Origin of the sequence: Singulisphaera sp. GP187, from assembly GCF_900129635.1 — a bacterium.
In the GTDB taxonomy this organism is placed as follows: Bacteria; Planctomycetota; Planctomycetia; order Isosphaerales; family Isosphaeraceae; genus Singulisphaera.
Window position 1 is genome coordinate 2,175,568 of record NZ_FSRB01000002.1, and the last position, 13,933, is coordinate 2,189,500.

At 61.6% G+C, this 13,933-nt stretch carries 11 protein-coding genes; 8 read left to right on the forward strand and 3 right to left on the reverse strand.

What is annotated here, in order from left to right:
• The first annotated feature begins 186 nt into the window (after positions 1-186).
• On the forward strand, positions 187-669 hold the full coding sequence (locus tag BUS42_RS32935; protein ID WP_074315606.1) for an Hcp family type VI secretion system effector: 483 nt from the start codon (positions 187-189) through the stop codon (positions 667-669).
• Positions 670-971: 302 nt separating this feature from the next.
• Here BUS42_RS32935 and BUS42_RS32940 read toward each other — a convergent pair whose 3' ends face one another.
• Positions 972-3,686, reverse strand: a complete 2,715-nt coding sequence (locus BUS42_RS32940) for a sigma-70 family RNA polymerase sigma factor (protein ID WP_074314199.1) — start codon at positions 3,684-3,686, stop codon at positions 972-974.
• 405 nt (positions 3,687-4,091) lie between these two features.
• Between BUS42_RS32940 and BUS42_RS46095 the strand changes: the two genes are divergently transcribed.
• The 5 genes from BUS42_RS46095 (at position 4,092) to BUS42_RS32970 (ending at position 10,007) form a co-directional block, all read left to right on the forward strand.
• Positions 4,092-4,220, forward strand: coding sequence for a hypothetical protein (locus BUS42_RS46095; protein WP_256386217.1), 129 nt, complete (start codon positions 4,092-4,094; stop codon positions 4,218-4,220).
• A 272-nt stretch (positions 4,221-4,492) separates the two neighbouring features.
• Positions 4,493-4,867, forward strand: coding sequence for a DUF2147 domain-containing protein (locus BUS42_RS32950; protein WP_074315609.1), 375 nt, complete (start codon positions 4,493-4,495; stop codon positions 4,865-4,867).
• Positions 4,868-5,754: 887 nt separating this feature from the next.
• Positions 5,755-7,605 carry a 30S ribosomal protein S1 gene (locus BUS42_RS32960; RefSeq protein ID WP_074314205.1) on the forward strand — a complete coding sequence of 617 codons (1,851 nt, stop codon included), beginning with the start codon at positions 5,755-5,757 and terminating at the stop codon, positions 7,603-7,605.
• A gap of 395 nt (positions 7,606-8,000) precedes the next feature.
• Positions 8,001-9,455: a N,N-dimethylformamidase beta subunit family domain-containing protein gene (locus BUS42_RS32965; RefSeq protein WP_074314207.1), complete on the forward strand. Its 1,455-nt coding sequence runs from the start codon at positions 8,001-8,003 to the stop codon at positions 9,453-9,455.
• 84 nt (positions 9,456-9,539) lie between these two features.
• On the forward strand, positions 9,540-10,007 hold the full coding sequence (locus BUS42_RS32970) for a nuclear transport factor 2 family protein (RefSeq protein ID WP_074314209.1): 468 nt from the start codon (positions 9,540-9,542) through the stop codon (positions 10,005-10,007).
• Positions 10,008-10,190: 183 nt separating this feature from the next.
• Here BUS42_RS32970 and BUS42_RS32975 read toward each other — a convergent pair whose 3' ends face one another.
• Both BUS42_RS32975 and BUS42_RS32980 read right to left on the reverse strand, forming a co-directional pair.
• On the reverse strand, positions 10,191-10,505 hold the full coding sequence (locus BUS42_RS32975; RefSeq protein ID WP_074314211.1) for a hypothetical protein: 315 nt from the start codon (positions 10,503-10,505) through the stop codon (positions 10,191-10,193).
• A 198-nt stretch (positions 10,506-10,703) separates the two neighbouring features.
• On the reverse strand, positions 10,704-11,627 hold the full coding sequence (locus BUS42_RS32980; protein ID WP_074314213.1) for a metallophosphoesterase: 924 nt from the start codon (positions 11,625-11,627) through the stop codon (positions 10,704-10,706).
• A gap of 279 nt (positions 11,628-11,906) precedes the next feature.
• Here BUS42_RS32980 and BUS42_RS32985 point away from each other — a divergent pair, with 279 nt between their 5' ends.
• Entirely contained in the window at positions 11,907-12,497 is a 591-nt protein-coding gene (locus tag BUS42_RS32985; protein ID WP_074314217.1) for a pentapeptide repeat-containing protein, read from the forward strand.
• Positions 12,498-12,651: 154 nt separating this feature from the next.
• Positions 12,652-13,905, forward strand: a complete 1,254-nt coding sequence (locus BUS42_RS32990; RefSeq protein WP_074314219.1) for an MFS transporter — start codon at positions 12,652-12,654, stop codon at positions 13,903-13,905.
• The last annotated feature ends 28 nt before the right edge of the window (positions 13,906-13,933 follow it).

Below are 13,933 nucleotides of genomic sequence, written 5' to 3' on the forward strand. Positions count from 1 at the left end.
GGCTCATGGAGCCTGCTGAGCCGATCGGAATCCTCGTTGTCAATCCCCTCCGCTTCCGACTCTCGACGGAATCCTCGAAAAAATATCCTCGGTGTCACGTCACCGCGCCGTCGCAAGGTCGTAAAGAAAGGCAGTCCGGCAGGGTGGACCAGTCGGAAAATACGAAGATATAAAGAGGTGAATTCGATGGCTGTCGACATGTTTCTGAAGATTACCGACGTCAAGGGTGAATCCAAGGACAAGGGTCATGCGGGCGAGGTCGAAATCGAATCCTTCAGTTGGGGAGCGACCCAACTCGGCGCTTCCTCGCACGGGACCGGAGCCGGTGCCGGCAAAGTCTCGATGAACGACTTTCACTTCGTGATGCGGAATAACTCGGCGTCGCCGACGCTGTTCCTCTTCTGCGCCAATGGTAAGCACCTGAAGGAAGCCAAATTAACCTGCCGCAAGGCGGGCGGTACGCAGCAAAACTTTATGGTCGTCACCTTGTCCGACGTGCTGATCTCCAGCTATCAGACCGGCGGCTCCCAAGGGGGCGAAGTGCCGATGGACCAGATCAGTCTGAATTACTCGAAGGTCGAAATCGATTACCTCGCTCAGGATGAGAAGGGGATCACGAAGTCGGCCGGTAAGAAGCATTGGGACATGAAGACCAACACGGGCGGCTGAGCTGGGGACGATGCGTCCGGAACTGGCCACCGTGGAGGGTTGATGGGAGCGAAATCATCGCAACCGGAATGGCTCTTTGGCCCTCCGGTTGCGATTTTGGTTTTGACGCGGTGGATGACGGTCGCTCGGAACGGAGTCCTTGCTGGGACGACGCGTTCCGGGCCTTCCAATGCGCGCCTTGATGTCAGGTACGGAACCTGTGGCCCCACGCTGTCGCAGATTTCCCGCCTCAGAACTCGACCGCTCCTTCGGGAGTGGGACACGACCGGTTGGAAGCCTCAGGTTCTCAACAAAGCGGGCGATTATCGCGATGGGGCGAGCACGCTGATTCGGGCGACGGCCGACCGACCCTCCTCTGTATCGGGAGCTTCCAGGGCAATCTCGCGATAGTATTTCAAGGCGCCTGGGATTTTCCCCGACCGCTCCAGGTTGAGCGCGATCGGGAGTTTTTGCTGGGCTCGTTTCGCCGCCGCCGCGACGAGTCGTCGACGTCGGTCTTCGCTTTGCTGTCGCTCCTCGCGGTCCGCGGCTTCCTCACGTTCTTTTCTGACGAGCGCCTCGGCATCACGGACCTCATCCGGGACAATGCGCGACTCGAGTTCAGCCGCGAGCATGACGCCGGCCGCGGATGCCGCCGAGGGGGCGAGGAGCGATTTCAAGAACGCCTCAACATTCGACTGCTCCTGAGAGGGAAGGCTGAAGTACTGTCGAGCCGCCTTGGTCCCTTGACCTCCATGAAGGGCGATGGCCTCTTCCAAGGTCTGCGCCCGCCCGTCGTGCAGGTAGGGACCGGAATCGCGTAGGCCCCAGAGCGGCGGAGTGCGCCACTCGCCGGGTCTTGGTCCGCCGATCGATTCGGAACCGTCGATCCAGTAATAACTGCCCGAATCACTGAGACTTGTGCCCATGTCATGCAAGAGCAGATCGCTGTAAATCCCGCGAACATTACCGAGTGACGGAGTGTGGCAGGAGGCGCAGCCGATTTCGGCGAAGAGTCGACGTCCCTCGCTCATGGCAATCGTGCCATGCGGCCCGGTCGGATCGACGACGACGGGTGCGGGCAGAGCTCGGACGTAGGCGACCAGCGCATCACACTCCGGCTCGATCAGGTCGAGACCCGATGGTTTGACGTCGGGGCCGAGGGGCGAGATGCCCTGCGAATGGCCGGCGACTTCCAGGCCCAGTTCGCTGGCGCAGGCACCTCGGACGAACTCGTGGAGGCTGGAGATTTGCGCCTTCCAGCCGAAACGGCCAATCCGCCCTTTCGGGTCGCGGCTGACTCGGCCCCGAATGTCGGACGGCTGCCGCTTGGCCTCGTCGATCATGACCACGGACGGGACGGCGTCGATCTGACCCGCCCCAAAAAGCGCAGGGGAATTCCGTTCGGAGACGACGAGGGTAATGCCTGGCTCCGGCTGCAATCGAGCCGAATGGGTGCGAAGCCGACGATTCAAGTCGGTCTGCTCCGCAAGCCGTTTGATCCGGACCTCAACCGATTCATCGCCGTCAACTTCAGGAGGAGGTGTGCCCTGCGCGCGAGACGATTCGGAGAACCGTCGCCGCCACGCCCCATAGGTGGGATCGGTGCCGAAGCGATGGAGGACGGTGCTTCGGGTGCCGCGGAAACCGGGATGGATCCGGTCCAGTCCCTTGGGGACGCTTCCGCCCGTGGAACTGATCGCCGTAAGCAGGACCACGTTCTTGTTCTCCGCGCCTGCTCCGCCTGGAGCGCCCAGGCCATGGCAGGCAACGCACGAGGTCTCGTTGTAGACCGGCCCTAAACCATCACCACTGCGACTCCTGTCGTCGTTGACCGCCCATTCCTTGGTGAAAAGCAACTCGCCTCGCATTTGCTCTTCATTGAAGTGTCGTCCAACTCGTGTCGAGATCACCGGGGATGCCGGTATCGCCGCGGCCCCGTTCGCGAACTTGACGATCGACCCGTTCCCTGGGGGGCGGGACACGGGGAAACCCGTCGGGATGGGGGGGGCGACCGGGGACGAGCCTTCCGCACTCACATCGAGCGGCGCTCGACCGATCGCTGTCGCGGCGGCGCGGTTCTCCGCAGGCGCTGGCGGGCTGTTCGTTTGGAGGAGGTTCCGTTCCGTCCTGGGAGCCCCCCAAGGCGGTTGATGAATGCCGACCCAACCCACGGTTGCAGTGATACCGACGGCCAGCACGAGATTCGTCGCCACCTTGAGTCGGGTTGCCGCCATCGTTTTGAGCACGGCATCGGCCAGGGCCACGACCGAAGCCGGGACGAACCCGGTCGCAGCCGCATCGCTTGCTGCGAATCCCGCTGCGCCCCGAACCGTGGCGTTGACCAGCACGGTGGTCACCAAGGCCGAGGCACCCTCCGCTCCGAGCAACGCACTGCTCAGTGCGGCCGTCGGGAGAATTCCACGTCGGATCATCCGCAATCGGAGTCGTTCCCGCGCACGGCTCAGTCGCACCCCGATGGTGCCCACCGGGCAAGCCATCCGATGCGCGGCCTCCTGGTACGTCATTCCTTCGAGTTCACAGAGAACCACGGGAATGCGATACCGCTCGGGCAACCGGGAAACCTCCTCGTGGAGGACCTCGAACTCCTCACGGGAGATCAGTGCCATTTCGGGCCGGTACGCGTCGTCGGAGGGCTCTTGATCGGCAATGATCGCGGTTGTGGCCTCGCGCCGTTGCCTACGCCCGGTGCTCATCCTCGCCTCCCAGGCGGTGCGCAAGGCCACACCGTAGAGCCAGTTCCCCAGCAATTCCGGCTGTCTGATCGAGCTGGCCCTTCGTGCCAGGACCAGGAAGGTCGCCTGGAAGGCATCCTCGGCATCGTGGCGGTCGCCGAGAATCTGGTGACAAACGCGCAAGACCATCGGGCCGTGCCGACGCACCAAAGTGGCGAAGGCCAACTCGGCCGATTCGTTGCGATGGGTATTGAACTGCCCCAGCAGTTGACCGTCGCTCATCCCTGCGTCCAGGACCTTCCTGGATTGCTTCGGGACCGCCTGTGATTGCCCGTTCGCCATGATGACGACCTCCGTAGAACCTCGGGTGTCTCCTTCAGAATACTGGGACCTCGAGACCATCGTATTTCAAATCTTTGGACGACGGGCTGATCGGTACCTGGGGTGTGTGGTCCGTGGCCCAGCCGCGACGCGCGTCCAGTGACCAGGCAACACTTCTGTTGGGCGCGCAGCGACTCTCGAAATGGAAGGAATCTTGCCTGATTGGCACAAGGCTTGCGTCCTGGATCTTTTTGTTCAGGCAAACAGTCGAATACGTCAGGGAACCTTGCTTGACGTGATGCTGCATTAACTTCTCGTGTTGAGATCTAAAAAGCATAACAACCGATAAAAATCGTTGAGTGATAGGCTGTTTGACATGAAGTGGCTGCGATTGATACCACCCGTTGCTTTTGAGAGGAGAATGCTATGAATTCCATCGTGATGATCCCGATCGTCGTGGCGGCTGCTCAGTATTCTTTGATCTACCTGCTGTTGGGAGGAGGCTTCATGGGAGCTGCCGGCATCTACGTGGTTGCGAAGATGCTTGGTAAGTAGTTGAATCGCTCGGCTTCGGGTTGCCATTTTGCGATTCGATCCTTCCGATCGGTTTTGAACCGTAGACGTCGCTAGCCGCCGTCAGAGCCACTCGACTCACGAACATCGATAGGCGGGGCGATTTCCCAATCGTCCCGTCGGGTTTCATTGGTGTCTCGCCCTGTTGATTTGCTGAATCCTTGACCCGGCCTGGGGCGCCTGATTCAATGTCGGGCGCGTCTCCCTGAATGACTTGGGAGATCCGAGTCCTCATCTCAACCCTGGAGGTTCCCTTGAGCCGAATCAGTGGATTTCTCGCCGTGGCCCTGGTCTGCTTCGCCGTTCCTGCGCTGGCGGCCGACCCAACCGGCACCTGGAAGTGGAGTGTCGAGCGCAACGGCCAGACGTTTGAGACGACGCTCAAGTTGAAGCACGAGGGGGGTAAGCTGACGGGCACCGTCTCCGGACGAAACAACACCGAGACGGAGATCGAGGACGGCAAGGTCGACGGCGATGACGTTTCGTTCAAAGTGACCCGGGAATTCAACGGCAACAAGTTCGTCCAGAAGTACAAGGGCAAGGTGAGCGCGGACTCGATCAAGGGCAAAGTCGAATTCGAGCGCAACGGCGAAGCCCAGTCGCGTGACTGGGAAGCAAAGAAGAGCTGAGGTCGACCGGATCAGAAGTCCGAGCGGGCGGGGGCATCAGCCCTCGCCCGCTCTTTTTTTTTGCGTTTCTTCGGGGACGGGGCATCTCTCCGAGCGTTCGATCCCGATCGTGTGTCTTGCTCGGAACGCCCCAACTTCCAAAATTCTCAGCCACACGGCTCTTCGCGACCTGCGGGAATGTGGGTGATTTGGAGGCAATGTATTGTCTGTGGGCGATCGTGAGGTCGCCATGGAGCCGAACAAGACGATCCGGGACCGTGGCCTCGACATCCAACCGATCACCCTCGGTCGCTCGGTCCTCAGGAGCAAACTTGGCAATTCTGTTGGCTCTCTTCATGTTCGCGCGATTTCCGAGAGGCGGAGCATGATCTTTTCTTCGCAAGAAAAAAAAGAGTTTTCGATGCTCTCGGAATCGATCCTCAACGCCGCGATCGACCCACGGCAGGAGGCTGATCTCCCGGACGTCGGGGCGGAATCATCATCGTCGAGCGAGTGCTCATTGCTCGACATAATGCTTGATAGACAAAGATTTTATGGAACAAACTTGCGAAGTGAAATTGGGGGAGCGAGATGGCGGTTGTGGAGTTGATATCAAGGGTTGGTGGTAGGGCGAACGGCCCTTCGGGGAGGCCCTGAGAATGGGGTCGCGGGAGCCGCTGAGCCGCCCATTCAGGTCGTGCGATCTCACGTCTCCGCAAAACCGGACTGTTGGTCGACCCCTGACTTGGAGTACGATCGTTTTTTCGCCTCGCGTCCGATCTCCTACTTGGGCGGTGGTCTTCCACCGTATCCGAGCCAAACGACCTCGACGGACCCGGTCCGACTGCGCGTGCAGCCGACCCGTGACGGGGCCGGACACACTCACGTAAAGTTAACCCACACTCTCTATGGTAGATCGTAACCTGCTCCGTGAACTCGACGTCCAGGACGTGGACGGCGAGGAGTTCGACCTGGATTTCCTCCTCCAGGACGGCCCAAGTGTCGTGGCCGGTAGCATCGTCCTCGGCAAGGTTGTCGAGGTCGTTGGCGACCAGGTCGTCGTTGACGTCCGCTACAAGTCCGAGGGCCTCGTCTCGCTCCACGAATGGGACGAAGAGGAGACACCTCCCAAACCCGGTGACGAAGTCGAAGTTCTGCTGGAGGGAATGGACGACGAGACCGGCGAAGTCGTCCTCTCCCGCAAGAAGGCCCACCGCATGCGCGCTTGGGAGCGCGTCGTCTCCAAGCACCGCGAAGGAGACGTGGTCACCGGCAAGGTCACCCGCAAGATCAAGGGTGGGTTGCTGGTCGACATCGGGATCAATGCCTTCCTGCCTGCAAGCCAGGTGGATATCCGTCGGCCACCCGACATCGCCGACTACCTCGACCGCGAGGTCCGCTGCGTGATCCTCTCGATCGACGAGGACCGGCGCAACATCGTCGTCTCTCGACGAAGCCTCATCGAGACCGAACGGGTCGCCCTCCGCGAGCAGCTCTTGGCCGACATTGCCGTGGGCCAGGTCCGCACCGGTACGGTGAAGAACCTCGCCGACTTCGGTGCCTTCGTCGACCTCGGCGGCATCGACGGCCTGCTCCATATCACGGATATGGGCTGGGAGCGACTGAAGCACCCAGGCGAGCGGCTGCGCGTCGAAGAGAAGATCGAAGTGATGATTCTCAACGTCGACAAGGAGCGAGGAAAGATCGCCCTTGGCCTCAAGCAGCTCACCGCCAATCCCTGGGAGCAGGTCGCGGAGAAGTATGCGGTGGGCGCTCGCGTCACCGGCGAAGTGGTCAACGTCATGTCCTATGGCGCCTTCGTGAAGCTGGAATCGGGCATCGAAGGCCTGGTTCACATCTCGGAGATGTCCTGGACCCGACGGATCAACCACCCCAGCGAGGTCGTTCAGGCGGGCGAGCAGGTCGAGGTCGTTGTCCTCGGCATCAATCAGCAGAAGCGAGAAATCTCGCTTGGCATGAAGCAGACCCAGGCCGACCCGTGGGATCAGGTGGTTGAGAAGTACCCGCCCGGCACGATGGTCGAGGGAACCGTCCGCAACCTCACCAACTACGGTGCCTTCGTCGAAGTTGAAGAGGGGATCGACGGCCTCCTGCACGTGTCCGACATGAGCTGGACGCGGAAGATCGGCCACCCCAACGAGGTGTTGGAAAAGGGCCAGACCGTGAGCTGCCAGGTCCTCAGCGTCGACCTGGAGCGTAAGCGGATCGCCTTGGGACTGAAGCAGTTGCGACAAGACCCGTGGGAGACGGACATCCCCGACCGGTACACGGCGGGCGATATCGTCACCGGCAAGGCCACCAAGCTGACGAACTTCGGCGTCTTCGTCGAACTCGAGCCCGGCCTCGAAGGCCTCCTGCATATCTCCGAGCTGGCCGATCACAAGATCGACAGCCCCGAGGAAGTGGTCAACGTCGGTGACGACATCGAGGTCCGAGTTCTCCGCGTCGATCGTGGCGAACGAAAGATCGGCCTGTCGCGTCGCAAGGCGCAGGATTCGCCGGCAGAGCGGGACGAAGCCGAGACCACCGGTTCGACCCCCGCGGCCACTCGTGAAGAGCCCGCCAACCTCAAGGGCGGTCTCGGAGGCGGCGGTCTGCTGTTCCGTCTCGGCGGCGATTCGGAACCCGCCGAAGCACCGAGCGAGACCGAAGCGGCTGCACCGAGCGAACCCGAAGTGGAAGCGTCGAGCGAACCCGAAGCGGCAGCACCGAGCGAGCCCGAAGCGGAAACCCCGTGAACTGGTCTGGGATCAGAGAATCGTCCCACCCTTGAATCGGGTGGGATGGCTCTCCTCTCTGACCAGAGCGATTGGGACGAACTCCGTTCGCGGGAGTCGAAGCCTTGTCTCTCATCGCATTCTCGAGCCCGAGCGGACCCTACCCTGGGTCCGCTCGGGCTTTGCGCTTTGCCTCATTCGATGCCGCTTCGTCTCGTCGCCGAAGTTGTGAAGAAGTCCGCTCCTGACGGCATGCCAACTTGCAATTCGAGCCCAATTCTCACGGCTCCCCCCTCACTCCGATGATAACCGCGGACTTCAATCTGGGGCGGCAGCCTCCAGTGCGTTGATCTGCGCCCCCTGACGGTTACACTGAGCCAAGGGTTTCGACTCGTGAGGCTCGAGGAGGGCGATGAATGTCGACTCGGCGCAATTTCATAGGCGGGATCGGGGCGGGTTTTGTCGCGGCGACCGGGGTGAAGGCGAGTGCCGCAACGGGTGAGGACGACGGGCCACTGCCTTTGGGGGTCGAGGGTTACGCCGACCGCCTGAGCTACCGGGCCGGTGATGTGATCAGCTTGCAGGTCTCGACCACAGCGCCGCAGTATTCGATGGAGGTGACCCGCCTCGGGGCGAAGGACGAGGTCGTTCTCAGCAAAACCGGCCTTCCGGGTGCCCTCCACCCGATTCCCGAGAACGCGTCGTCGCACGGCTGCCGTTGGCCGGTCTCGCAGCAAATCACGGTTCCGCCGGAGTGGCGGTCGGGATACTACAACGTCAGGCTGCGCGTGGTCGACGGCGGAGGAAAGTTCATCGGCCGCAACCACCGGTCGGCCGAGGTCGACCTCTTTTTCATCGTCCGTCCCGCCAACCCAGGCGCAAACGGGTCGATCTTGCTGCCGCTGGCCACCAACACGTACAACGCCTACAACAACTGGGGTGGCAGCAGTCTCTACGCCTACCATGGGCGCGACAACCTGCAAGGGCATCGGGTCTCGTTCGACCGGCCGCTCTCCGGTCTGTTCCGTAACTGGGAGTTGCCGTTCGTGGCCTGGGCCGAACGCCACGGTTACGTCCTCGACTACTGTTCAAATGATGATATGGAGTTTCGTCCGGAACTCCTCGACCATTACAAGCTCGTCCTGAGTGTCGGGCATGATGAATACTGGTCGGCCCCGATGCGCGATCACGTCGAGGCGTTCATCGGAAAGGGGGGCAACGTTGCGTTCTTCAGCGGCAACACCTGCTGCTGGCAGGTCCGTAGCGAGGAGGGTGGTCGCGCCCTGACCTGCTGGAAGCAGGGGTATAGCCAAGACCCACTCTTTCCGACCGGCGACTATCGGACGCTCTCGACGTTGTGGAGCCACCATCTTGTGAAACGGCCCGAGAACCAGCTCACCGGGGTCGGCTTCCTCCATGGGGGATACCACCTGAGCCACGGCCAGTTCATGGACGGTCAGGGGGCGTTCACCACCCATCGGCCCGACCACTGGGCCTTCGAGGGGACGGGGCTCAAGGCGGGCGAGCCATTCGGCGGCAAGCATACGGTGGTCGGCTACGAATGCGATGGCTGCGAGTTCGAGATGAAAGACGGGTTGCCCGTCCCGACCCACCGCGACGGGACTCCCGACGGGTTCACCATCCTCGCCACCTGTCCGGCGAAGTGGCACCCCGATGACGCCCTCTGGTATGACCACTTTCCGCGCGATCCCTCGGGCGGACCGACGCCAGGCGCGGCCGTGCTTGGAACCTATCACCGCGGAGGTACGGTCTTCACCGTCGGTACCACCGACTGGTCCCATGGCCTCGGCGGTGGCGACCCTGTGGTGGAGCGTGTCACCAAGAACGTGCTCGACCGCCTTTCCACGTGAGATCGGCTCCGGACAGGATTCCTCTCCCCCCTGCTCCCCAACGACGACCGGTTGGTATCTCGGGTCCCCAAAAGGAGCCAGTTCATGGCGTGGCAGCCCACCCTCGGATTTCCCAGATTGGCATCGGTCGCCCTGGCGCTCGTGATGGCCCACCCACTCCTGATCGCGCCAGGCCGGGGGCAAGAGGTCAAGCAGGCTGGGGCGAGTCCGGAAGGTCCGTTGATCTCGGGAGCGGAGCAAGTTGTTCAGGCGCAGGTTGAGGCCTACAACCGCCACGATCTCGAGGCGTTTCTGAAGAACTACGCTCCCGAGATCAAGCTGTACGACTTCCCCGACAAGGAGACGGGCTCGGGACTCGAGTCGATGCGGGAGCGCTACGGCAATCTCTTCAAAAGGGAGCCGACCCTAAATGTCAAAATCGTCAAGCGGATCGTGCAGGGCGATCGTGTCGTCGACCAAGAAGAGGTCAGCGTGGGCGGCCGGCAATTCCACGTGGTCGCGATCTATCAGGTGAAGGGCGACAAGATAACCGCGGTCTGGTTCCTCAAGTAGCGGGCCGCTCGCGCTCCGTGACGCTTGGCCTTCTGGTGATCGAATCCAAGGCGAGCGAGGTGTGTGTGCGCTCCCCGCTCGCCTCGCAAACCGTGCAATGGGCGGTGGAACTTGGCCAGGTGAACCCCGGTCGAGCCATGAGGAGCCTCCATCCTTGAGACCAGGATCTCGGGATGGAGGGCCTCAGGCTGCGATCGAGGTGGCCGGCTCCAGCCGGTTCAGCAGTTGCCTGTACTCCGTCTGACCATTCAGATGCTCGAACGAGCGGGACGTTTCCAGGAGCGGGAGCATCGTTTCGAGTTCTTGCCGATGGACCTCGTCGTCGTAGTCTTGCTCATCGAGCATCAGCTCGATCGAGGAGAGCGCGGCGTCACGCGCCTCGTCGAACGTGGCGTAACGATCGAACCGGTCGGCGTCGTACCGGCCCTCGGGGTCGTAAGCGACGGTGTCAACGGCATCGATAGTGATGTGAATGTAGTGCTTTACTATTGGGTTCATGGGAGAAAATCCCTCCGTGATGTGAGTCGAGGTATCGAGCGGCGTGCATGGCTCATTACGCAACCTCGCCTCGTCCGGTTCGGTAAAATCGGCATGCGATTCGGATTTTGACGGCGATTATGTCGATAACCGCTTTCTTGCTCTCAGGTTACAACTCGTGCTTCCGGACACGAGTGGTTCCAGCCCAGCTCCCGTTCCTCACAGTGACGGTTTCCGGCCCGTGGGCCACAAGTAGTCCGCCTGCTTGCGAAAGCCTTGGATTCGGATCGTGCCGTCAGGTCGCACCTCCATCACCGAGTACCCGTTGTTCTCGGCCCCCGAGCCTTCGATCATCGCGACCAGGGTGCAGTAGTGGATTCCGGCGATCTCCTTGTAGTCGTTCTTGTGGCTGTGGCCCTGAAAGACAGCCAGCACCTTCCCCGAAGCTTCCAGGACGCGGCGCACCTCGGGACCATTCTTGACGCCGTGGCTGTTGCTGACGTCGAGCCGCTGGTGGGCGAAGACGATGACCGGGTTGGCCGTGGCCTTGAGGTCGTCGCGGAGCCAGTCCACCTCCGCGGCCGGGATGTTCGCGTCGGTCCACTCGAAGTTCCGCCGTCCGTACGGCGTCCCATCGCTCCGAAAGCAGGAGTCCAGAACGATGAAATGGAACTGGCCATGGTCGAACGAGTCGTACGACCGTTTCTGGCCCACGCCGTCGAGGAACTCTTCCTTGGTCAGGGTCGACACGCAATGGTTGCCCAGTACGTAATGCCGATTCGGGGAGATCGCCGAGAACTCCCGGTTGATCCGCTTGAGATAGCCTTGCTCGGTCGCCACCGAGTCGGCAGAGTCGATCAGGTCGCCGAGTTCCACCACGAACTGTAAGTCCTCACGACCAAACCGCTCAGCCGCCTCGGCCAATTTCCCCGGAGTCTCCCGGTAGTAGCGCGATCCGGCCCGCGGCTTGTCGGCGTAATGCAGGTCGGTCAGCAGCCCGATTCGCAGCCCGTCCGGGGTCGCATCTTCCCGAGCGAACAGCTCGTGGAAGCCCGTCACGTCAAGGGCCGCGGTGGCCAGCACCAACGCGCCCCCCTTGAGGAATGCTCGCCGCCCGAAACCACCTGAATCGGTTTGCCTCATCGGATTCCTCGGTTGTCTTGGATTCGCTGTGCTTATAAGCTATGATCTTGTCTTCAATAAACTTCGCCCCAACCGGGACTCTTTCTGGCAAGGCTCGATCGTTAGGATACCCCTCTTCTTCGCCAAAAGAGGAATACCGGCCCTGGATTTTTTCGCGACTCCGGCCGCTAGCCGGCGCGACCCTCCTGATCCACTTGGCTGAATCCACGAACGGGCTACTTCTACCCTGAAGCTGTCATTGAATGTCGGCCTTGAACCTCGTCGTCGCGGGGAGTTCCGATGCGAATCACCACAAATTCGGGCCGACTGCTCCTTGAACGCGAGGGCGAGTTGGCCGGAGCCGACTTGAGCGGCCTGAAATTACCCAGCGCCTATTTCAAAGACTCCTCGCTGAGGGCGACGAATCTCTCACGATCACTCCTCAGTTCCGCCGACTTCTCCGATGCCGACCTGTCGAACGCCTGCCTCGCGGGTGCCGTCATGGAGGGGATCTTTTGTCCCGATGCCTACTTTGATCAGGCGGACCTCCGGGGAGCCGACCTCAACGGCGCCTTCGGATATCGCGCCTCGTTCCGAGGCGCGGATCTCTCCGGGGCCAATCTCCGGGGAGTCCACTTCGAAGAGGCCGATTTCACCGGGGCGAATTTGGAAGGAGTGACCCTTGGCGGCGATCCTCTCAACGACTTGACCGATCTCCGGGGGGCCGATTTCCGTGGCGCCAACCTTCAAGGACTGAGTTTCGAGCGGACCCGCGTCGAGGGGGCGACCTATGACTCCCGCACTTGCTTCCCACACGGTTTCGACCCCAATGCCAACGGCATGATTTGCCGAGATTATGATCGGAAGCCGGTTGAACGCGAGTCGGCTTAGCGCTTTTCGGCGATGCTGCGGTAGACAGACGTTCAAATCAACGAGGTGGCGTACCGCGGCGCCGAGCGGAATGTTGTTTCCGATCTCATCATTATCAATGGGCCTGTGAGCGGGTGAGGCGACGCGAGATCCTCCACGGAATTCGAGGCGAACCTTGAAGACGAGTTTGCTGGTGCGGCTCTGGGTGATGGCGTTTGTTCAGTACGCGATCTGGGGCCTCTGGTATGTGACGATGGGCACCTACCTGACCCGGACCCTTCATTTTAGCGGCGGCCAAGTGGGGCTGGCCTATGGGACTCCCGCGATCGGCGCCATGATCTCGCCGTTTCTGGTCGGCCTGGTGGCCGACCGTTTCTTCGCGGCCGAACGAATCCTGGCGGCGCTTCATCTCATGGGCGCGGGCCTGCTCTATTTCGTCTCGACCACGACCAGTTTCCCTGCGTTCTACGGTGGCCTGATCGCGCACACGATCGGCTACATGGCCACGCTTGCCTTGACGAATACATTGACCTTGCGGCATGTGACGAATCCAGGTCGTCAGTTCCCGCTCGTGATGTTGATGGGCAGCGTTGGCTGGATTGCCGCTGGCCTCGTGATCGGCCAGGCCGAAGTCGAGGCCGCGGCGACTCAGTTTCAGTGGGCGGCGCTGGCGTCGGCCGCGATGGGGCTTTATTGTCTGACCCTGCCCCCTACCCCACCGCTCAATCGCGAGCGTTCCACCACCCTGGCCGAGGCCCTTGGGTTCGACGCGTTGAGACTGCTTCGCCACCGTTCGTTCGCCGTGTTCCTGCTTGGCTCGTTCCTGATCTGCGTTCCCTTGAGTTTCTACTTTAGCTGGACGAACGTCTTCCTGAACGAGATCGGGGTCAAGCACGCCGCGAGCAAGATGACGCTCGGGCAAGTTTCCGACGTGACGTTCCTGCTCCTGATGCCCTTCTTCGTGGGGCGGCTGGGAGTCAAGCGGATGCTGCTGCTCGGCATGCTCGCCTGGACCGTGCGCTTCGGCCTGTTCTACCTGTATGCGACGGGCTTGACCTGGCCAGGCCTGCTCTACACCGGGATCGCCTTGCACGGAATCTGCTACGACTTCTTCTTCGTGATGGGCCGGATCTACGTCGACCGCCGCGCTCCCGAGCATCTTCGCGCCACCGCCCAGGGCCTGCTCGCCTTCGTCACCCTTGGCACCGGGATGTTCGTGGGGACTTGGCTCTCCGGTCTGCTTGGCGAATCGTCCGTGGTTCCCCGGACCGACGGTACCGTCCTCCACGACTGGAGTCGGGTCTGGATCATCCCCTCAATGATGTCCGGAGCAGTCCTGCTTGGATTCGCCTTGCTCTTTCGGGACGACGATCGGGAACTGGTCGAAGTCGCGTCGGGTCATGTCGGTTACGCGCCGACGGACTCCTGAGCATCACCTCCCCTGTCAAGCTCCCGGT

Excerpts from the sequence above, each read along its gene's own strand:
- BUS42_RS32935 (WP_074315606.1), top strand. The coding sequence starts at position 187 with ATGGCTGTCGACATGTTTCTGAAGATTACCGACGTCAAGGGTGAATCC.
- BUS42_RS32940 (WP_074314199.1), bottom strand. The coding sequence starts at position 3,686 with ATGGCGAACGGGCAATCACAGGCGGTCCCGAAGCAATCCAGGAAGGTC.
- BUS42_RS46095 (WP_256386217.1), top strand. The coding sequence starts at position 4,092 with ATGAATTCCATCGTGATGATCCCGATCGTCGTGGCGGCTGCTCAGTAT.
- BUS42_RS32960 (WP_074314205.1), top strand. The coding sequence starts at position 5,755 with ATGGTAGATCGTAACCTGCTCCGTGAACTCGACGTCCAGGACGTGGAC.
- BUS42_RS32965 (WP_074314207.1), top strand. The coding sequence starts at position 8,001 with ATGTCGACTCGGCGCAATTTCATAGGCGGGATCGGGGCGGGTTTTGTC.
- BUS42_RS32970 (WP_074314209.1), top strand. The coding sequence starts at position 9,540 with ATGGCGTGGCAGCCCACCCTCGGATTTCCCAGATTGGCATCGGTCGCC.
- BUS42_RS32975 (WP_074314211.1), bottom strand. The coding sequence starts at position 10,505 with ATGAACCCAATAGTAAAGCACTACATTCACATCACTATCGATGCCGTT.
- BUS42_RS32980 (WP_074314213.1), bottom strand. The coding sequence starts at position 11,627 with ATGAGGCAAACCGATTCAGGTGGTTTCGGGCGGCGAGCATTCCTCAAG.
- BUS42_RS32985 (WP_074314217.1), top strand. The coding sequence starts at position 11,907 with ATGCGAATCACCACAAATTCGGGCCGACTGCTCCTTGAACGCGAGGGC.